The sequence below is a fragment of the Actinoplanes aureus genome (genome assembly GCF_015704865.1).
In the GTDB taxonomy this organism is placed as follows: Bacteria; Actinomycetota; Actinomycetes; order Mycobacteriales; family Micromonosporaceae; genus Actinoplanes; species Actinoplanes aureus.
Window position 1 is genome coordinate 259,123 of the sequence record NZ_JADQTO010000001.1, and the last position, 19,349, is coordinate 278,471.

Annotated in this window: 16 protein-coding genes and 2 pseudogenes; 12 read left to right on the forward strand and 6 right to left on the reverse strand. The window is 70.7% G+C overall.

Annotated elements, in window-relative coordinates; all coding sequences use genetic code 11:
- Nucleotides 1–7 precede the first annotated feature (7 nt).
- The 9 genes and pseudogenes from arfA to I4J89_RS01230 all read left to right on the forward strand — a co-directional run bounded on the left by arfA (nt 8) and on the right by I4J89_RS01230 (nt 11,309).
- On the forward strand, nt 8–1,522 hold the full coding sequence (gene arfA, locus I4J89_RS01200) for an arabinosylfuranosidase ArfA (RefSeq protein ID WP_196411901.1): 1,515 nt from the start codon (nt 8–10) through the stop codon (nt 1,520–1,522).
- Between the two features lie 182 nt (nt 1,523–1,704).
- Nucleotides 1,705–3,129, forward strand: a pseudogene (locus I4J89_RS01205) (beta-1,3-glucanase family protein); the annotation flags it as partial.
- A 74-nt stretch (nt 3,130–3,203) separates the two neighbouring features.
- Nucleotides 3,204–3,314 (forward strand): beta-1,3-glucanase family protein, encoded by a 111-nt coding sequence (locus I4J89_RS51355; protein WP_309238161.1) that lies wholly within the window; start codon nt 3,204–3,206, stop codon nt 3,312–3,314.
- Nucleotides 3,315–3,541: 227 nt separating this feature from the next.
- A complete protein-coding gene (locus tag I4J89_RS01210) occupies nt 3,542–5,026 on the forward strand; it encodes a pyridoxal phosphate-dependent decarboxylase family protein (RefSeq protein ID WP_196411902.1) in 1,485 nt (494 codons plus the stop codon).
- Nucleotides 5,026–6,309 carry a lysine N(6)-hydroxylase/L-ornithine N(5)-oxygenase family protein gene (locus I4J89_RS01215; RefSeq protein WP_196411903.1) on the forward strand — a complete coding sequence of 428 codons (1,284 nt, stop codon included), beginning with the start codon at nt 5,026–5,028 and terminating at the stop codon, nt 6,307–6,309. Before I4J89_RS01210 ends, I4J89_RS01215 begins: the two co-directional genes overlap by 1 nt.
- Nucleotides 6,306–8,504 carry a GNAT family N-acetyltransferase gene (locus I4J89_RS01220; protein WP_196411904.1) on the forward strand — a complete coding sequence of 733 codons (2,199 nt, stop codon included), beginning with the start codon at nt 6,306–6,308 and terminating at the stop codon, nt 8,502–8,504. The genes I4J89_RS01215 and I4J89_RS01220 overlap by 4 nt, the downstream gene beginning before the upstream one ends.
- A pseudogene (locus I4J89_RS01225) lies at nt 8,501–10,273 on the forward strand (penicillin acylase family protein); the annotation flags it as partial. The gene I4J89_RS01220 and the pseudogene I4J89_RS01225, both read left to right, overlap by 4 nt.
- Nucleotides 10,274–10,297: 24 nt before the next feature.
- Nucleotides 10,298–10,849, forward strand: coding sequence for a GNAT family N-acetyltransferase (locus I4J89_RS51905; protein ID WP_373688087.1), 552 nt, complete (start codon nt 10,298–10,300; stop codon nt 10,847–10,849).
- Between the two features lie 10 nt (nt 10,850–10,859).
- A complete protein-coding gene (locus I4J89_RS01230; protein WP_196411906.1) occupies nt 10,860–11,309 on the forward strand; it encodes a YdeI/OmpD-associated family protein in 450 nt (149 codons plus the stop codon).
- 9 nt (nt 11,310–11,318) lie between these two features.
- On the opposite strand, the gene I4J89_RS01235 is transcribed toward I4J89_RS01230, so the two are convergent.
- The gene (locus I4J89_RS01235) at nt 11,319–12,530 is read right to left on the reverse strand and encodes a hypothetical protein (RefSeq protein ID WP_196411907.1); all 1,212 of its coding nucleotides are present in this window, start codon (nt 12,528–12,530) and stop codon (nt 11,319–11,321) included.
- 148 nt (nt 12,531–12,678) lie between these two features.
- On the opposite strand from I4J89_RS01235, the gene I4J89_RS01240 reads away from it, so the two are divergent.
- Both I4J89_RS01240 and I4J89_RS01245 read left to right on the forward strand, forming a co-directional pair.
- On the forward strand, nt 12,679–13,332 hold the full coding sequence (locus tag I4J89_RS01240; protein ID WP_196411908.1) for a SemiSWEET transporter: 654 nt from the start codon (nt 12,679–12,681) through the stop codon (nt 13,330–13,332).
- Between the two features lie 98 nt (nt 13,333–13,430).
- A complete protein-coding gene (locus I4J89_RS01245; RefSeq protein ID WP_196411909.1) occupies nt 13,431–15,197 on the forward strand; it encodes an alpha/beta hydrolase in 1,767 nt (588 codons plus the stop codon).
- 54 nt (nt 15,198–15,251) lie between these two features.
- On the opposite strand, the gene I4J89_RS50740 is transcribed toward I4J89_RS01245, so the two are convergent.
- Nucleotides 15,252–15,374, reverse strand: a complete 123-nt coding sequence (locus I4J89_RS50740) for a hypothetical protein (protein ID WP_255521516.1) — start codon at nt 15,372–15,374, stop codon at nt 15,252–15,254.
- Nucleotides 15,375–15,466: 92 nt separating this feature from the next.
- On the opposite strand from I4J89_RS50740, the gene I4J89_RS01250 reads away from it, so the two are divergent.
- Nucleotides 15,467–16,417 (forward strand): GlxA family transcriptional regulator, encoded by a 951-nt coding sequence (locus tag I4J89_RS01250; RefSeq protein ID WP_196411910.1) that lies wholly within the window; start codon nt 15,467–15,469, stop codon nt 16,415–16,417.
- On the opposite strand, the gene I4J89_RS01255 is transcribed toward I4J89_RS01250, so the two are convergent.
- The 4 genes from I4J89_RS01255 to I4J89_RS01270 form a co-directional block, all read right to left on the reverse strand.
- Entirely contained in the window at nt 16,414–17,145 is a 732-nt protein-coding gene (locus I4J89_RS01255) for an SDR family oxidoreductase (protein WP_196411911.1), read from the reverse strand. The genes I4J89_RS01250 and I4J89_RS01255 overlap by 4 nt on opposite strands.
- A gap of 77 nt (nt 17,146–17,222) precedes the next feature.
- A complete protein-coding gene (locus I4J89_RS01260) occupies nt 17,223–17,786 on the reverse strand; it encodes a hypothetical protein (protein ID WP_196411912.1) in 564 nt (187 codons plus the stop codon).
- Nucleotides 17,783–18,424 carry a hypothetical protein gene (locus tag I4J89_RS01265; protein ID WP_196411913.1) on the reverse strand — a complete coding sequence of 214 codons (642 nt, stop codon included), beginning with the start codon at nt 18,422–18,424 and terminating at the stop codon, nt 17,783–17,785. Before I4J89_RS01265 ends, I4J89_RS01260 begins: the two co-directional genes overlap by 4 nt.
- A 159-nt stretch (nt 18,425–18,583) precedes the next feature.
- Nucleotides 18,584–19,330, reverse strand: coding sequence for a cobalt-precorrin-6A reductase (locus I4J89_RS01270; protein WP_196411914.1), 747 nt, complete (start codon nt 19,328–19,330; stop codon nt 18,584–18,586).
- Nucleotides 19,331–19,349 lie beyond the last annotated feature (19 nt).

Genomic DNA, 19,349 nt, shown 5'->3' on the forward strand with positions numbered 1-19,349 from the left:
GAACAACATGCTTAGTGCACGTGTCGCACTGAACCCTGCCCGCGTAGTGGCTCCGGTGAGCCGCCGGACCTTCGGCTCCTTCGTCGAGCACATGGGTCGCTGCGTCTACACCGGGATCTACGAGCCGGGTCACCCGCTCGCCGATGAGGACGGCTTCCGTACCGACGTGCTGGCCCTGGCCCGCGAGCTCGGCGTCACGATGGTCCGTTATCCGGGCGGCAACTTCGTCTCCGGCTACCGCTGGGAGGACGGTGTCGGCCCGGTCGAGAACCGGCCCCGCCGCCGTGACCTGGCCTGGCGCAGCATCGAGACCAACCAGGTCGGCATCGACGAGTTCGCCAAGTGGGCGGAGAAGGCCGACGTCGAGATCATGTACGCGGTGAACCTCGGCACCCGCGGCGTGCAGGAGGCGCTCGACGTCCACGAGTACGTCAACCACCCGGAGGGCACCGAGCTCTCCGAGCGGCGGCGGGCCAACGGTGTGGAGAAGCCGTACGGGATCAAGATCTGGTGCCTGGGCAACGAACTGGACGGCCCGTGGCAGACCGGGCACAAGACCCCGGAGGAATACGGGCTCCTGGCCGCCTCCACGGCGCGGGCGCTGCGCTCGGCGGAACCGGATCTGGAACTGGTCGCCTGCGGTAGTTCCAGCTCGGTGATGCCGACCTTCGGTACCTGGGAGTCGACGGTGCTGGAGCACGCGTACGACGTGGTCGACTACGTGTCCTGCCACGCGTACTACGAGGAGCACGACGGCGACCTCGGCTCGTTCCTGGCCAGCGCGGTGGACATGGACCACTTCGTGAACAGCATCGTGGCCACCGCGGACGCGGTCGGCGCCCGGCTGAAGAGCAAGAAGAAGATCAACCTTTCGTTCGACGAGTGGAACGTCTGGTACCTGTCCCGGTTCCAGAACGCGCCGCTGCCGGATGAGTGGAAGGTCGCCCCGCGGGTCATCGAGGACCAGTACAACGTTGCGGACGCGGTGGTGGTCGGCAACCTGCTGATCTCGCTGCTGCGGCACAGCGACCGGGTGACCGCGGCCTGCCAGGCCCAGCTGGTGAACGTCATCGCGCCGATCATGACCGAGCCGGGCGGGCCGGCCTGGCGGCAGACCATCTTCTACCCGTTCTCCCGGACCGCGGCGCTGGCCAAGGGCGACGTGCTGGAGGTCGCGGTGGAGACCCCGACCTACGAGACCGCGAAGTACGGGGTGGCGGACGTGGTCGACGCCGTCGCCACCCACGACCCGGCCACCGGCGACGTCGTGCTCTTCGCCGTGAACCGGGATCAGGAGCAGCCGGTCGAGCTCGCCGTGGACCTGAGTGGGTTCGGCGCCGGGCTGACCGTCGCGGAGGCCTGGACGCTCACCGACGACGACGTACGCGCGGCCAACACCATGGACGACCCGGAGCGGGTCACCCTGCGCCCGATCACCGAGGTGTCGGTAGACGGCGACGCCGCCACCGTGGTGCTGCCCCGGATCTCCTGGTCGGTGGTGCGCCTGACCCGCGCGAGCTGATTTCCGACGCCGGGCCGCGACCGGTCGCGGTCCGGCTGACGGAGAAAGTGTTATCCGGCACGGGCGAAATACGTCGGCGAAATCCGACCTTAAAGGGGCATTAAAGAAAGGGGCCGCGGGCGGATTCGGCTGCGAATAATGGCGGGGTTCCCTGACCGTTCTCCTACGGAGGCAGCACCCCCATGCGCCGCAAACGGAGTCTTGTTCTCGCCGCGGCGGCCACCGTCGCCGCTCTCGCCACCGCCTGGATCGCCCTGCCCGCCTCGGCCGCGGCACCCACCGCCACCCTGCGTACGGTCTCCGACTGGGGCAGCGGCTGGCAGGCCGAGGTGACCATCAGCAACACCGGAACGTCCGCCATCGCGTCCTGGAAAGTCGAATTCGACCTTCCGGCCGGAGCCGCTGTCGGCAGTTTCTGGGAAGCCGACATGACGGCTTCGGGCAGTCACCGGACATTCACGAACCGTTCCTGGAACGGTGCGATTCCGGTCGGTGCGAAGGCGACGTTCGGTTTCGTCGGCGCGGGCGCGCAGCCGGTCAACTGCAAGCTGAACGGCGCACCCTGTAACGGTTCGTCCACCACGCCGCCGGCCGCGACTCCCGCGACTTCCGCGACTGCGAAGCCGACCACGGCGCCGACCACGGCGCCGACTACAAAGCCGACTACAAAGCCGACTACAGAACCGGCCACGGCGCCGGCGACCGACCTGCTGCCCGTCAAGGTGGAGAACAAGACCGGCCGCAACCAGGCCGTCCACCTCTACGTGCTCGGCACCAACCTGAACACCGGCAAGCTCGGCTACGTCGACGCCTCCGGCACCTTCACCGCCTGGACCGGCGGCGGGACCGTCCCGGTGCCCGCACCCGACGTGGCCATCCCCGGACCCGGGAACGGCGACAGCACCACGATCCGGGTGCCGCGGAACATCTCCGGCCGGATCTACTTCTCCTTCGGCCGCAAGCTGGACTTCCGGCTCACGACCGACGGCCTGGTCCAGCCCGCTCCGTGGGCGTCCGCCGACCCGAACCACGACATCCTCTTCGACTGGAGCGAGTTCACCCTCAACGCGTCCGGGCTGTGGCTGAACAGCTCGCAGGTGGACATGTTCGCGGTGCCGCACATCGTGAGCGTCACCGGCGGCAGCGGGGCGACCCGCGAGACCGGGGAGCCGGTCGCCGGTGGCCGGCAGAAGGTGATCGACGCGGTCAAGGCGAACCCGGACTTTGCGAAGAGCGTCGTGACCGCCGCCGACGGCACCGTGCTGCGGGTGCTGGCTCCGGGCAAGGCCGCCGACGCCGGCCTGATGAGCCCCACCTACCTCGACCCGTACATCTCCAGCGCCTGGAACGCGTACGCGACGAAGACCCTTACCGTCGTCCCGTTCACCGATCAGCCGGGTCTGAAATATACGGGCCGGACCAGTGGCGACGTCCTGGGCTTCACCGACCCGTCGGGCCGGACCGTGGCGTCGTTCACCAAGCCGTCGACGGCCAACGTGTGGGGCTGCGACGGCGCGCTCGCCGCACCGAACGATCAGGTCGTCGGCCCGATCGCGCGGACTCTGTGCGCCGCACTCCAGCGCACCACGCTGGGCCGCCTCGACACCCAGCCGAGCGGGCTCGCGAGCGACTTCTACCAGGGAGAACGGACCAACGTGTACGCCCGGAGATCCACGCGAACATGGTCGACGGCAAGGCTTACGCGTTCGCCTTCGACGACGTGCAGAACCAGGAGTCGCTGGTGCACGACGGTGACCCGCGCGCGGCCGGGATCGTGCTCAGCCCGTTCTGACGGACATCGATGAGGCCCATCGCCATACCGGCGGTGGGCCTCGTCCGCATTATGGGATGAATCACGCCGCACTCCCGGAACAATCTCGTCGGCACTGATCCGCTGGTGGCGGCCCGTGTGCGTCGTTCCGGGATGAAGCCGACACGTCCGATGTGCCGGACCCGCGGTTTCGATCTCGCGGGCACACCGTTAGCCTCCCCTTAGTTAGGTAAGGGTTACCTTAATTGTTGGAGGCCACGTTGGAGGGGTTCGCGTCCCCGCACCTGTTCTCCGGGTCCACGCTGGACGGTTACACGTCCGCCGTGTGGCACGCGTCCGCGCTGCTCGCGGACCGGGTGAAGGCAGTGCGTCAGCCGTACTCCGGCGCTTCCGTCGCCGACCTTCAGGCGCAGGTCGACGCCGTCGATCTGGACCGCCCGCTCGGTGACACCGGTGCAGCGCTGCACGAGGCGGCCCGGCTCTACCTGGACAACGCGGTCTGGTTCCACGAGCCGACGTACGTGGCGCACCTGAACTGCCCGGTGGCCATCCCGGCGCTGAGCGCCGAGGTCCTGATCTCCGCGGTGAACTCCTCGGTCGACACCTGGGACCAGAGCGCCGCCGGCACGCTCATCGAGCGCCGGCTGATCGACTGGACCGCGGGCCGGATCGGGTTCGGCCCCGACGCGGACGGCGTCTTCACCAGCGGCGGCACCCAGTCCAACCTCCAGGGCCTGCTGCTGGCCCGCGAGGAGACCCTCGCCGGCCTCGAAGGACGAGAGCGGGAAGAAGCGATCCCGCTCCTGCGGATCTTCGCCACCACCGAGAGCCACTTCAGCGTCAGCAAGTCGGCCGGCATCCTCGGCATGGCGGCGGACGCCGTGGTCGGCGTCGCCACCGACGGCACCGGCCGGATGGACTCGACCGCGCTCGCCGCCGCGATCGACGACGTACGCCGCGACGGCGGCATCCCGATGGCCGTGGTCGCCACCGCCGGAACCACCGACCTGGGCCGGATCGACCCGGTCGCCGGCATCGCCACGGTCTGCGAGAGCCAGGGCATCTGGCTGCACGTCGACGCCGCGTACGGCTGCGGCCTGCTGGTCTCGCAACGCCGGCGGCACCTGATCGACGGCATCGAGCGGGCCGACTCGGTCACCGTCGACTTCCACAAGAGCTTCTTCCAACCGGTCAGCTCCAGCGCGATCGTCGTGCGCCGGGGCGAGACGATGCGCCGGATCGCGGTGCACGCCGACTACCTGAACCCGCGTACGGCGACCGTGCCGAACCAGGTCGACAAGAGCCTGCAGACCACCCGCCGGTTCGACGCCCTGAAGCTCTGGATGACCCTGCGCACGATGGGCTCCGAGCGGATCGGCGACATGTTCGACACCGTGGTGGACCGGGCGCAGGAGGCGTACCGGTTCATCCTCGACGAGGCCGACTTCGAGGCGGTGGCGCCGCCGACGCTGAGCACGGTGCTCTTCCGCTTCCGGCCGGAGGGCCTGAGCGTGGCCGAGTGCGACGCGCTGATGCCACGGCTGCGGCAGCGGCTCTTCTACGGCGGTCAGGCGATCGTCGCGGGCACCACGATCGGCGGCCACTACTGGCTGAAGTTCACCCTGCTCAACCCCAACACCACGATGGGCAACCTGAAGGACGTACTGGACCTGATCCGGGAGATCGGCCGCGACCTGCTGGGCGAGCACGAGGTCACGGCGGTGATGGCCTGATGCGTACGCACGACTTCGTCGCGATCGGCGTCGGACCGTTCAACCTCGGCCTCGCCGCGCTCACCGCCGACCTGCCCGACCTGGACGGCGTCTTCCTGGAGCAGCGGGCCGAGTTCGACTGGCACCCCGGTCTGATGCTCGACGGGGTGACGATCCAGGTCCCGTTCATGGCCGACCTGGTCACCATGGCCGACCCGACCAGCCGGTTCTCGTTCCTCAACTACCTCAAGCAGGTGGGCCGGCTCTACCCGTTCTACATCCGGGAGAGCTTCTACCCGCTGCGCGCCGAGTACAACGAGTACTGCAAGTGGGTCGCCGGTCAACTGCCGTCGATCCGCTGGAACACCCGGGTCGAAACCGTCACGCACGACGGCGAGGCGTACCTCGTGCGCACCAACGGCGAGACCTACCGGGCGCGCAAGCTGGTGCTCGGCATCGGGACCGCGCCGCGCGTACCGGCCGTCGCCGACCAGGGCCCGTACGTGCACAGCGCCGACTACCTGCCGAACAAGGAGCGTCTCCAGTCGCTGGAGTCGATCACGATCATCGGCAGCGGGCAGAGCGCGGCCGAGATCTACCTCGACCTGCTCACCGAGATCGAGACACACGGCTACCACCTGAGCTGGATCACCCGGTCGCCGCGGTACTTCCCGATGGAGTACACCAAGCTGACCCTGGAGATGACCTCGCCGGAGTACATCCGGTACCACCAGGCTCTGCCGATGGAGGTGCGCGACCGGCTGGGCCGCGAGCAGCGCAACCTCTACAAGGGGATCAGCGGCGACCTGGTCGACGCCATCTACGACACGCTCTACACCAAGAGCCTGCACGGGCCGATCCCGACCACGCTGCTCACCGGCACCGCGCTGGAGGGTGTCATCTGGGACGAGGTGGAACAGCGCTACACGCTGGCGCTGAACCACGCCGAGCAGGGCCGCTCGTTCACCGCCGGCACCCAGGGCCTGGTCCTGGCCACCGGGTACGCCCCGCGGGTGCCGTCCTTCCTGGACCCGGTCCGGGACCGGATCAACTGGGACGCCCGCGGCCGCTTCGACGTCACGGTCGACTACGCCGTCGGCAAGGCCGGCGACGTCTTCGTGCAGAACGCCGCCGAGCACACGCACAGCGTCACCGACCCCGACCTGGGCATGGGCGCGTACCGCAACTCCGTGATCATCAAGGCCCTGACCGGCCGTGAGGTCTACCGGATCGAGGAGTCGATCGCCTTCCAGCAGTTCGGTGCCCCGACCGCTGACATCCCCCGACAGCTGGTGAACTCGTGAAGCTCGTACCCCTGAATCTCGATCGCGACCTGGACCTGCTGCATGCGTGGGTGACGCACCCGCGCTCGCATTTCTGGGGAATGCAACGCGCCTCGGTGGAGCGGGTGCGCGAGGAGTACCAGGCCATCGCGGACAACGCGCACCACCACGCGTGGCTCGGGCTGGACGACGACGGCACCCCGCTCTTCCTCGCCGAGACCTACGACCCGGCGCACAGCGAGCTGGCGCGGCACTACGACGTGCGGCCCGGCGACCTCGGCATGCACGTGCTGGTCTCGCCGCCGACCCGGAAGCGCTCCGGGGTCACCTCGGCGGTGATGCGCGCGGTGATGGACTTCTGCTTCGCCGACTCGGACGTGGACCGGGTGGTGGTCGAGCCGGACGTGCGCAACGAGGCGATCGAGCGGAAGAACGCCGAGGTCGGCTTCGTCGAGGAACGTCACGTCCAGCTGCACGACAAGGTGGCCCGGCTGAGTTTCTGCACGCGTGCGGCGTACGCCATGAGCGTCCCCCACCTGCGGCCGGAAGCGATCGGGTACGCGCACCGCCGGCTGATCGCGAAGGCGATCGCCGAGTTCAGCCACGAGCGGCTGATCTCACCGGTGCGGGAGGGTGACCGCTACCGATTCGGCGAGAACACGTTCACGGCGACACGGCACGAGCTGGAGCACTGGGTCGTCGACCCGGACTCGCTCGACGGACCGCTGGACGCGCTCGACTTCATCGCCAAACTCCGGGAGACCCTCGGGATCCCGGAGAAGCTGCTCGGTACGTACCTCGAAGAGATCTCCGCGACGCTGGCCGGCACCGCCTGGAAGTTCACGCACCGGCGGGAGACCGCCGACGAGCTCGTGCACGCCGACTTCCAGACCATCGAGGCCGCCATGACCGAGGGCCATCCCGGCTTCGTGGCCAACAACGGGCGGATCGGTTTCGGTCTCCAGGACCACGAGGCCTTCGCGCCGGAGGCCGGTCGCCCGGTCCGGCTGCGCTGGGTGGCGATCCGCCGGGACGAGAGCATCTTCGTCTCCGCCGGTGACGAGCGCGCGCACTACGCGGCCGAGTTCGGCGAAGACCTGCTGCAACGGTTCGAGCAGCAGCTGCGAGGACATGGACTGAACCCGGACGACTACCGCTACCTGCCGGTGCACCCGTGGCAGTGGGAGCACAAGGTGACCGTCACGTTCGCGCCCGACGTGGCCCGGCGGGCGATCGTCCCGCTCGATGCCGGCCCTGATCGCTATCGGGCGCAGCAGTCGATCCGGACGTTCTTCAACGTGGACCGGCCGGAGCGGCACTACGTCAAGACCGCGATCGCGGTGCAGAACATGGGCTTCCTGCGCGGGCTGTCGCCGAAGTACATGCAGGCCACGCCGCCGATCAACGAGTGGGTCGCCGAGGTCGTCGAGAACGATCCGGAGCTGCGGGCGTGCGGCTTCGGTGTGCTGCGGGAGCTGGCGTCGGCGGGGTACGTCGGGGATGCCTATCACCGGACGGGTACGCCTAGCGCGTACACCAAGATGCTCGCCGCCCTCTGGCGGGAGAGTCCGGTCCCGCGCATCGCGGACACCGAGCGGCTGGCCACCATGGCCAGCCTGCTGCACCGCGACCGGGACGGGAACGCCCTGGTCTCCGCGCTGATCCGGGAGTCCGGTCGTACGCCCGCCGAGTGGGTGGCCAGCTATCTGCGTGCCTACCTGCGTCCGATCGTGCACTGCCTGCTCAAGCACGACCTGGCGTTCATGCCGCACGGCGAGAACCTGATCCTGGTCCTGGAGGACCATGTGCCGAGCCGGGTCTTCATGAAGGACATCGGTGAGGAGGTGGCGGTGATGAACGACCAGCCGCTGCCGCCCGAGGTGGAGCGGATCCGGATCGACGTCACCGACGAGATCAAGGAACTGGCGATCTTCACCGACGTCTTCGACGGGTTCCTGCGGCACCTCGCCGGGATCCTGGACACCGACCGGGTGCTGTCCTCCGCCGAGTTCTGGGCGCTGGCCGGTGACTGCGTCCGCGAGCACGCCAAGGATCACCCGTCGCTGGCCGGCCGGCTGGACCTGCTGCGGCCCACGTTCAAGCACTCCTGCCTGAACCGGCTCCAACTGCGCAACACCCTGCAGATGGTGGACCTCACCGACCAGGCCAGCTCACTGATCTTCGCGGGCGAGCTGGAGAATCCGATCGCCGCATGAAGGTCTACCGCGACGATTACGGTATCCCGCACCTGCGGGCCGGCTCGGTCCTCGACCTGGCCTACCTTCAGGGGCGGGTGACCGCTTCTGATCGGGGCCGCCAGATCACCGTCGAGCGGTTGCGCTCGGAGGGCCGGCTAGCCTCCCTCGCCGGTGCCGGCGAGGTGGGCTGGGACCGGTTCGCCCGGCGCTGCCGGCTCGACGACACGGCCCGGCGCTGCTTCGCCGCGTCTTCGCCGGAGACGCGGCGCTTCCTCGAGTCGTACGCCGACGGCGTCCGCGCGGGTGGCGTCGAGTGGCAGCCCTGGTCATCGCTCGGCGTGTTCCTGGTGCAGCACATCCTTTTCGGGACGTTCCCCAACAAGATGTGGCGCGCGCACGTCGAGCGGACCCTGGGGCCCGCCGCGGTCGAGTGGTTCGCCGTCGAGGGACCCAGCGGCTCCGGGAGCAACGCCTGGGCGGTTCCCGGCCAGATCGCCGGGGATCCGCACCGGCTTCTCGAACTACCCGGCGTCTACCAGCAGGTCCGCCTGGCCTGCCCGGAGTTCGACGTCGCCGGGCTGACCTTCCCCGGCGTACCCGGCGTGCAGCATTTCGGGCACACCGGCACGGTGGCCTGGGCGGTCACCAACGCGATGGCCGACTACCAGGACCTCTACCTCGAAGAGCTGCGGCAGACGCCGTCCGGGGCCGAGGCACGCGGCCCGGCCGGCTGGGAGCCGGTGGTCACCCATCAGGAAACCATTCTGGTACGCGACGACGACCCGATCCCGGTCGACATCATGGAGACGCCGCGCGGGCCGATCATCGACGCGAACCTGAGTCTTCGTACCCCGGCCCGGTCCGATTCTGATCTGGGCTTCGACGCCCTGTTGCCACTGCTGCGGGCGTCCACCGTGGACGACGTCGCGGACGCCCTGTCGCACTGGGTCGAACCGGTGAACAGCGTCCTGGCCGCCGACAGCACCGGCCGGGTCGTGCAACTGACCGCCGGGCGGGTCCCGGTCCGCGACGACCGCAACCGCTGGGTGCCGGTCCCGGCCTGGGAGCCGCGCTACACCTGGCAGCCGGGCTGGTCTCCGATGGCGCGGTTCGACGTGGCTTCCGCGGTCAACGCCAACGACCGCCGGGCCGACACCGAGCCGCACGGCATCGACTTCGCCCCGCCGGCCCGGGCACGGCGGATCCGTACCCTGCTCGACGCCGGCGCCCCGCCGGAATCGATTCACATGGACACGTCGATGCCGGCCGACTCCGTCGAGGCCGGCCGGCGTGCGGCCTGGCGATCCGCCGTGGCGCGCGCACTGTGCGAGTTGCCGGCGCTCGGGCCGCTGTTCGCCGATTCCGGCTACGACCCGATCTTCGCGCCCTGGACCGATCCGCGCGGACGCGTCGGGCACGCCCTCGACGGCGTGCTCACCGGGCTCGGACTCGACGCTTCGTCGCTGGCCTCGCCGGACTCGGTTCCGGACGAGCCGTGGGGTGAACGGCATCTCCTGCATCCGGTCGTGCTGCCCGGCCTGGACGCCGACCTGCCGCGGGTTCCGCTGTCCGGATCTGCCGGCTGCGTGCTCAACACGTCGAGCGTCACCGGCGTCAGCGACCTGTGCTGGCGTGGCCCGGTGGCCCGGTACGTCTGGGATCTCGCCGACCGGCAGCGCAGCCGGTGGGTCGTCCCGTTCGGCGCCTCCGACGCGCCGGACTCACCGCACTTCCTGGACCAGCTGCCGCTCTGGGCGTCCGGTGCGCTCGTCCCGCTGGTCACCGACTGGGACCGTCTGGAGTTATCGATGATCGTTTTCGCGGAGAAGCTCGCCGGACTCGGCGAGCTGACCATGATCCCGCTGGACCCGGTGGAGCACGCCCCGATCGTGCACGAGTGGGTGGTGAAGCCCCGCAACCGGTTCTGGGGGATGGGTGAGCACACCGTCGAGGACGTGCGGGAGATCTACGCCTTCGTCGACGGGCTGGAGACGCATCACGCGTACCTGCTGTTGCTCGACGGCAGCCCGATCGGCGTCTTCCAGACCTACGAACCCGCGCAGGACCCGGTGGGCGAGTGCTACGACGTACGCCCCGGCGACTTCGGCATGCACCTGCTGCTCGACGCCGGTGACCGGGAGCTGCCGCACCTGACCAGCGCGGTCTTCCCGGCCCTGATGCGGCACCTCTTCGCCGACCCGGCCAACCAGCGGATCGTCGCCGAGCCGGACGTCCGTAACGAGCGCATGATCACCCGGCTCCAGCGCGAGGGCTACACACTGGGCGAGCAGATCGATCTCGGTCACAAACAAGCTCAGTTGACCTTCCTCGACCGCTCCCGCTTCGAGGCGCCGCTGACCTAGGGTGGCGGGCATGGAGTTCCGGGCGGAGTTGCAGCGGACCGGCGGGAACACGACCGGTTTCCAGGTGGCGGACGAGATCGTCGACGGGCTCGGCGGCGGCGGGAGACCCAAGGTCGTCGTGCGGGTCAACGGCTACGAGTTCCGCTCGTCGATCGCGCGGATGGGCGGCGAGTACTGGCTCGGCGTGAGCGCCGACCGGCGGGCCGCGGCCGGCATCGAGGGCGGCGAGGTCTACGACCTCGAGGTCGAGCTGGACACCGCGCCCCGCGAGATCGAGGTGCCGGACGATCTCGCGGCGGCGCTCGCCGCCGAGCCGGCGGCCAAGGCGTTCTGGGACAGCATGTCGTTCAGCAACCAGCGCTGGCACGCCGAGCAGCTCACCTCGGCCAAGACCGCCGAGACGCGGGGCCGCCGGCTGGCCAAGTCACTCGATCTGCTGCGCGCCGGCAAGGCCCGGTAGTCCCGGGTCTCACAGCGGCCGGAAGGCGATCTTCGGGTCGAGCAGCGATACCCACGACGGGCGCCAGGCCGGCCCGCGCCCGTCCATCTCCTCCTGGAGGTTCGTCCGCCACGGGCCGGACACCCCGTCGTCGTGCCACCAGGGCGGCCAGGAGTCGTACCGGCGCTCCACCCGGACCCCGGTCGCGCTGGTCTCCACCCGCAGGAACAGCCAGCGCCCGTAACGCGGGTCGGACTCGGCCCGGCGCAGCGCCCGGACCAGCTCGGTGAGTCGCCGGAACCCGGCGAACCGCTCCTCGCCGGGCCGGTCGGCGGGTGGGTGCTCGCCCGGCTGTGAGCTGAAACTCGTGGCGTCCGCGTAAGCCAGCAGGGTGCACCGGCCGTCGCCGTGCGGTGCCCGCTCCTGGAGCCAGCCGATCAGCGCGTCCAGCTCGGCGGTGGTCGGCGGCGCGGGCCGGCGCAGCTCGGCGGCGTCGTGCATGGCCGCCCACACCAGACGGTCGTGTTCGCCCTGGCTGAGCCGGCGGATCCGGCGCATCGGCGGGCGCCGCCCCGGCTCGATGCGCGGCACCCGGGTGCCGGGGGCGATGCCGGCCCGGCCGGCCACCGCGAGCGCCGCGGCGATGTCCAGCACCGGCTCGGTCAGCCGGTCGAGCAGGTCCTTCAGATGAGCGGCGCCGACCTCGCCGCGCACCGCGGCGTGCAGCAGCCGTTCGCTCGCGGCGCGCACCTCTTCGCGCTGGACCGGGCCGGACAGCTCGTGCCGGCCGGGGCCGGTGATGACGCCGGTCACGGCGGTGCGGGTGTTCTCCGCGCTGAGCAGCGGTGTGAGCAGGATCGCCATGCCGTCCTCGACGGCGTCGTGGTAGCGCACCCGCGACCACCGGCCGTTCTCGTGCCAGATCACGAAGCCGAGCCGGCCGGCCTCGGCGAGCGGCGCCAGATCCGCCCAGGGCAGCCAGTCGGGCGCGCCGGTGAGCAGGTCCAGCGGGGGATCCGCCTGCGTGGTGGCGCTCTGCTCGGCGTGGTGGCCGTAGAGCACGGCCCGGCGCCCGTCGAGCAGCGCGAATCGCGCCCAGTGACCGCCGCGGTCGTGGTGATGGGCACCGCGGTCGTCGATCGACCACACGTCGCCGTGACCGATGCCGGTGAGCGTGACGCTCAACGTCGCCCACCGGGTCCAGAGCAGTCCGGGCGCGGGCAGATCCACGTCGGTCAGCATTCGTCCACTTTGCCAAACGCCGCCGGGCCGTCGTCACCCACGGGTGCCTTCGCGGTGCACCGGGGTGCGGTGCGGGTGCAACCGGTCAGCCGCCGGAGAGCGGCGACGAACGGACATCCGGCACCTGACCCCGACTTGGAAAAGGAACATGCTGACCCACGTCTTCGGCCTCCTCGGAGCCGCCCTGTCCATGTCCATCGCCTGGCCCCAGGTCTACCGCTCGTGTGTGCGGCGACGCACCGGCGGCCTGTCGGCCACGGCGTGCATGCTGAGCGTGGCGATGCCGATCGGCTGGGTGACGTACGGGTTGCTGATCGGGGACCCGCTGCAGGTGGTGACCAACACCGTCAGTTCGCTGACCGGGCTGGCCATCCTGGCGGCCCTGCTGATCACCCAGCCGCACCTGCGCTCCGGCCGGGCGTTGCTGATGAGCGCGGGCACGGCCGGCGCGGTGCTGCTGGCCGTCGCGGGCTCCGCCGCCCTGGCCGCCCTGCCCCAGGTCACCGGCGGCCGTGCCGCGGCGATGCTGGGCATGATCCTGGCGGGGGTGTCGCTCGTGTCGGCGGTGCCGCAGCCGCTGGCTCTGCTGCGGGACCGTACCCAGGACCTCTCCGGCCTCTCGCCGCTGCGCTGGTGGCTGGCCGTTTCGGCCTGCGCGTCGTGGCTGCTGTACGGTCTGGGCACCGGGCAGCCGGCCGTCTGGGCGTCCGCGCTCGTCGGTGTGACGAGCGCCTCCATCGTGTGCGGCGTGCTCGTCTCCCGGCAGTTCGCGCCCCGCGGCCTGGTGCCGGCGAACGCGTGATCGTCTCCCCCGTTCGGGTTTCCCGAATGGGGGATTCGCCGTTTCCGGCGCGTGCATCGGCCTCCTACGATGCGGGCCTGAAGACGAGGGGGGCTTATATGCGACTTCCACCATCGCGCTTGCTGGTCGCCGGCACTGCCGCCGGCATCGTCCTGGCCGCGAGCGCGTCCGTCCCGGCTGCCGCGGCGGCACCGGTGACGATCACACCCGCCGCAACGGCGGCCGCGGCGAAGGCGGCCACCACCAGCGCGGCCGAGAAGCGCCGCGTCGACCGGCTGAAGACGCCGAAGCTGGACTGGTACAAGTGCTACCAGGTCGCCCAGTGCGCCACCGTCAAGGTGCCGCTCGACTACGACAACCCCGGCGGCGCGAAGACCGAGATCGCGCTGCTGCGGATCAAGGCGAAGGACCAGAAGCGCAAGATCGGCAGCCTGTTCGTGAACCCGGGTGGCCCGGGCGGATCGGCCACCTCGTTCGCCCTCGCCGCGCCGTACTTCCTGAGCGAGTCCGTGCTCGAGCGCTTCGACGTCGTCGGCGTGGACCCGCGCGGCGTCGGTGCCAGCGCCAACGTGAAGTGCTTCAAGTCGGTGAAGGAGCAGACCCGCGTCTTCAACGGCATGAACGTGGCGTTCCCGTACACCAAGGCGGAGAAGGCGAAGTACATCAAGTCCGCCCAGGCGTTCGGCAAGGGTTGTTCGACCACCGGCAAGCCGATCTCCGGCGCCATGTCGACCGCCGAGGTGGCGCGGGACATGGAGCTGATGCGCCGCGCGGTCGGCGACAAGAAGCTGACCTACCTCGGCTTCAGCTACGGCACCGCGCTGGGGCAGTACTACGCGAACATGTTCCCGGACCGGTTCCGGGCGATCGTGGCGGACGGCAACATCGACCCGCGCCAGTGGGTCGGCTCGGGCAAGGGCGCCGGCCAGATCCTGGACGCCCGGATGCGCTCCTCGGACGGGGCGTACAAGGCGCTGGTGGAGATCTTCAAGCGCTGTGACCAGGCCGGTGCGGAGTTCTGCCCGTTCTCGGCCGGCAACCCGGCCCGGAACTACGCGGCGATCACGGCGAAGTTGAAGGCCAAGCCGCTGGTCATCCGGGACGAGTTCGGCACCTACAAGGTCACGTACGCGGACTTCGTCGGTGCGACGCTGAGCATGCTGTACTCGGACTACGCCGGCGAGAACGTCATGCAGCTCGCCGCGGACATCTCGGCGCTTCAGAACGGTGGCGCGGCGGCCGCACCGGCGAAGGCCGCGGTGCTCAAGCGGATCAAGGCCGCCAAGTCGGTCGGGTACGACTTCCCGTACGACAACAGCTTCGAGGCGCAGAGCGCGGTCATCTGCACCGACGGCAACCACCCGAAGAAGGCGAGCAGCTGGCCGGCGAAGACCGCGGCCCGGGACAAAGCGGCGCCGTACTTCGGCCGGGCCTGGGGCTGGATCGACGTTCAGTGCGCGAGCAGCACGTGGACCGTCCGCGACGAGGACTCGTACCGGGGTCCGTTCAACCGGCGGACCGCCAAGCCGGTGCTGCTGGTCGGCAACTACTGGGACCCCGCGACCAACTACCGGGCGTCGGTCTCGTCGAGCCGGCTGCTGCCGAACTCGCGGCTGCTGGCCAGCAACAACTGGGGGCACACCGCGTACGGCACGGGTGTCTGCGCGACGAACGCGATCGACCGCTACCTGCTGACCGGGAAGCTGCCGGCCAAGGGCACGGTCTGCCGCGACGCGCGCCAGCCGTTCCGGGAGAAGCTGCCCGCCGACACCGACGCGAAGGTGCTGTCGGCGACCGGTAAGCAGCTGCCGCCGGTCGTGGCTCCGCGGCCGTCCTCCATCCTCACCGGAGGACTGGTCGGTTAGCACGGGAGATCAACCGCCGGGCCGGTGTTCGTGGGCGGTCCGGCGGTTTCTCGATCAAGTCACCCGGAAGCCGTCATGGGTGGGCTTCCAGTCGGCGCTGTCCCGGCTGTCCGTGGTCAGGCCCGCCAGGGAAGCGATCAATAGTAGGACGAAGAAGACAACCGCTGCGATTTCCATGGCTCTAGCGTCGCGCTGCGCGAGCTCATCGGACAGTGGCAGGAATGCCATACATCTTCAAAAAACTGCCAACCTCGGGCTAGGCTGTCCGCATGTTGCGAAGTGTCGCTGTGATCGCGATGCCCGAGGTGGCGGTCTTCGAGCTCGGAGTCCTCTGCGAGCTCTTCGGATACGACCGGACCGCGGACGGTCTGCCGGGCTACGAGTTCGCCGTGTGCAGCGTGGACGGTCGTCCGGTGCCCACCCACGCGGGGTTCGCCATCACGCCCAGCCACGACCTGTCCGCGGCGGAGAGCGCCGACCTGGTCGTGATCGTGCCGAACGACATCCGCCAGCCGCCGGCCCAGGTGCTCGACGTGCTGCGCCGGGCGCACGCCCGCGGCGCGTGGGTGATGAGCGTCTGCACCGGAGCGTTCGCCCTCGGCGAGGCGGGCCTGCTCGACGACCGGCGCTGCACCACGCACTGGCGGCACACCGACGAGCTGGCCCGGCGCTACCCGAACGCCAAGGTCGACCCCGGCGTGCTCTACGTGGTCGACGACAACGTCGTGACCAGCGCCGGCACCGCGGCGGCGATCGACTGTGGACTGCACCTGATCCGGGAGGAGCAGGGTTCCGAGGTGGCCGCGACCCTGGCCAGGCGGATGGTGGTGCCGCCGCACCGGGACGGCGGGCAGGCCCAGTTCATCGAGACGCCGATCTCCTCCTCGGTCAGCTGCGAGACGCTGCAACCGCTGATCAACCGCCTGCTGGGCAGCCTCGACCGGGAGCACACCGTGGAGAGCATGGCCGAGGCGGTGCACATGGCTCCGCGTACGTTCGCTCGCCGGTTCCGCGCCCAGACCGGCGCCACCCCGCACGACTGGCTGACCGGCCAGCGTGTGCTGCTGGCCCGCCGTCTGCTGGAGGAGACCGACCTGGGCGTCGACGCCATCGCGAGCCGGGCCGGGTTCGGCAGCGCGCAGACCCTGCGGCACCACTTCACCCAGCGGCTCAGCACCACCCCGCAGGCGTACCGGAGCACCTTCAAGACGAAGGGCTAGGCCGCCCGCCACTGCGCGAAAGTGGTCGTTCCGAGCCGGGCGGACGGGTCGGCCACCAGCGCGTCCACCGGGATGTCGGCGCCGAAGTACGGCCGGCCGTCGCTGGTCACCCGCTGTCCCGGCGCGGCCAGCTGCCGGCCGGCCTCGTCCAGCAGGAGCACCTCCGGTCCGGCCACCTCGACAGTGCCGTCCACCGGCGCCGACTCGGCGATCTCCACGAGGATCCCGACCAGGTCGGAGAGTGCGATCGGCTGCATCCGGAGCGGGGCCAGTCGCACCACGTCACCGTCGGTGTTGGCCGGGATCAGCACGTCCGGGATGAACTCGAAGAACTGGGTGGCCCGGACGATCGTGTACGGCACGCCACCGGTCCGGACCGCCGCCTCCTGAGCCAGCTTCGCTCGGTAGTACGGCAGCTCCGAGCCCCGTTCCAGGCCCACGATGGAGAGCACGACGTGATGGCGTACCCCGGCCCTGCCCTCCGCCGCTGTCAGGTTCTCCGAGGTGACCCGGAAGAACTCGGTGGTGGCCCGCTCCTCGCGGGACACCGGGTTGGTCACGTCGACCACGACGTCGGCGCCGGCGAGCGCGGCATCCAGCCCGTCGCCGGTGAACGCGTCCACCCCGGTCGAGCGTGCGGCCGGGACCGCCTCGTGACCCCGGGCGCGCAGTGCCTCGATCAGCAGCCGGCCGGTCTGCCCGGTGCCGCCCGCCACAACGACCTTCATGATGTGCTCCTTCGTCCTGTCGCCGATCTTCCGTGGCAGGGACGAGGCGGCTCCGCGGGACGTGACAGTGGCGCTGGTCACGCCCCGCGCGGGAGCTCGTCCTGGGCGGCGGCGAGCCAGTCCAGCGCGTACTCCAGGTCGGTGGCGGCCACCCGCCGGCGATGCGATCCGTCGGCGCGGGCGGCCACCGCGCAGGCCTCGATCCGACGGCGCAGCCCGGCGTAGAGGTACGGGTCGTCGATCGCCGCCGGACCCACTCGTGCGGTCCGCGCCCGGAACCGGCGCAGCCGGCGCCAACCGGCCCGGCCCGCCAGCGCCGCCCAGCCACCCGCGACGAACGCCGCGGCCAGGAACAACGGATGCTCGCTCCACCGCGCCAGAACCACCGGCACCGCCACCGCGACCACGGTCATCAGCAGCAACTCGGCCACGTCCACGCGCGGAACGGCCACCCGGTAGCGCCGGGCGGCGGTGAACACCTCGTGCCGGACCTGCCCGAGCCGCGCGAAACCCACCCGGTCCGGGCGGTCCGCCACCCAGTCCCGGCACTGCGCGTCACGAACCACCGACTCCAGCTCCCGATCCATCCGGAACAGCCGGCGTGCGATGCCGCTGCCGGAGAACGGGTCGTCCCGGGTCACGGCCACTCCTTGGCGAGATCGTCGAGATAGCGCTCCAGGCAGTCGATCGCCTGGCAGAGCAGCAGGTCGGCGTGTGCCAGGCGGCGCAGCGGATCGGTACGGGCGGCGGTGCGCAACTCCGGCACCGTCCAATGCCGGGAACCGGCCTGGCGCAGCGTGGCCGAGACCAGCCGGACCCGGGCGCGTAGCAGCGCGTCCGGCACGACGATCAGTCCGACGTGGGCGGAGGCGTCGTGTGGCCGCGCGCCGAGCGGCGGCGTGCCGGCCCGGTCCAGCCGTCGCCGGCCGAGCGCGACGCGCAGTCGCCGGCTCATCCGGGACGCCGCGCCGAGCAGTGTCACCAGCACCAGGCCGACCACGACCAGGACGGCGATTCCACTGAGACCGGCGGCCTGCGCGAGAGCCGCGGAGAGCGCCACCGCACCGAACGAGACGACCGTCGCCGCGGCCGCGATCACCGGCGTGGCAAGGCCGCCGGCGGCCTCCACCAGGACGCCGTCGAGAGCGGTCAGCCGGGCACACGCCGAACGAATCCAGAACTGGCCCGGATCACCCGCCGCGCCGGTCACCTCGGCCAGCCCGTCGCCCACCAGCGCACGCACGGCGTTCAGCTCGGCATGCAACGCGCGGACCGACATGACCCGAGCCTCGCACCGATGCGGCCGGTCGCGCTCCTCCCGGCGGTGTCGCATTTCTGCGCTTGCGCTCGGGTGTAGCGGGAGTGGCTGCATGGGCCCGGCGGCCGCGTTGCGGCCTCGCGTGGCTGAAGGTCGCGGGGGAGAGCGGGGACCCGGCGGTTACGCGTACCGATGAGAAAGCCGGCGGAGAGCCGCCAAGGCTTCGCCGGGAGAGGTCAGGATGGTACCGGGCGGCGCCGGGGGGCGGTCGACCATCAGCACCGGAATCCGGAGCGACCGGGCGGCCGCCAGCTTGGCGTCCGGGCCGCCGCTGTCCTTGGTGACCAGCACGTCGATCCGGTGGCCGGTCATCAGCTGCCGTTCGCCTTCGACGGTGAACGGGCCCCGGTTCAGCACCACGGAGAGACACCGCGGCGCGGGACCGGTGGGCGGTTCCACCGAGCGGGCCAGGAACCAGCACTCGTCCACCGCGGCGAAGGCCGCGATCTCCTGCCGCCCGGTGGTCAGGAACACCCGGCGGCCCCGCGCGGGCAGCTGGGCGGCGGCCTCGGCGAGCGACGCGACGCGGTGCCACTCGTCGCCCGGCGCGGCGGTCCAGCCCGGCCGGCGCACAACCATGCGGGGTACGCCCGAAGCACGGCTTGCCTCCACCGCGTGCCGGGTGATCGTCGCCGCGAACGGATGGGTCGCGTCGACGAGCACGTCGATCCGCTCGTCCCGCAGATAGCCGGCCAGCCCGTCCACCCCGCCGAACCCGCCGACCCGCATCTCGCCGGCCGGGCGCAACGGGTCGCTGGTCCGCCCGGCGAGCGAGCTGATCACGGTGTGCCCGTCCGCCACCAGCAGCCCGGCCAGTTGCCGGGCCTCGGTGGTCCCGCCGAGCAGCAGCACCCTGAGCTCTTTCACGACCTGGCTCCCTTACGAC

Bases quoted from the DNA above. Each gene is read 5' to 3' on its own strand.
- I4J89_RS01235 (WP_196411907.1), bottom strand. From the start codon at position 12,530: ATGCTGACCGACGTGGATCTGCCCGCGCCCGGACTGCTCTGGACCCGG.
- I4J89_RS01265 (WP_196411913.1), bottom strand. From the start codon at position 18,424: ATGTCGGTCCGCGCGTTGCATGCCGAGCTGAACGCCGTGCGTGCGCTG.
- I4J89_RS01250 (WP_196411910.1), top strand. From the start codon at position 15,467: ATGTTGCGAAGTGTCGCTGTGATCGCGATGCCCGAGGTGGCGGTCTTC.
- I4J89_RS01240 (WP_196411908.1), top strand. From the start codon at position 12,679: ATGCTGACCCACGTCTTCGGCCTCCTCGGAGCCGCCCTGTCCATGTCC.
- I4J89_RS01215 (WP_196411903.1), top strand. From the start codon at position 5,026: ATGCGTACGCACGACTTCGTCGCGATCGGCGTCGGACCGTTCAACCTC.
- arfA (WP_196411901.1), top strand. From the start codon at position 8: ATGCTTAGTGCACGTGTCGCACTGAACCCTGCCCGCGTAGTGGCTCCG.
- I4J89_RS51355 (WP_309238161.1), top strand. From the start codon at position 3,204: ATGGTCGACGGCAAGGCTTACGCGTTCGCCTTCGACGACGTGCAGAAC.
- I4J89_RS01245 (WP_196411909.1), top strand. From the start codon at position 13,431: ATGCGACTTCCACCATCGCGCTTGCTGGTCGCCGGCACTGCCGCCGGC.
- I4J89_RS01230 (WP_196411906.1), top strand. From the start codon at position 10,860: ATGGAGTTCCGGGCGGAGTTGCAGCGGACCGGCGGGAACACGACCGGT.
- I4J89_RS50740 (WP_255521516.1), bottom strand. From the start codon at position 15,374: ATGGAAATCGCAGCGGTTGTCTTCTTCGTCCTACTATTGATCGCTTCC.
- I4J89_RS01255 (WP_196411911.1), bottom strand. From the start codon at position 17,145: ATGAAGGTCGTTGTGGCGGGCGGCACCGGGCAGACCGGCCGGCTGCTG.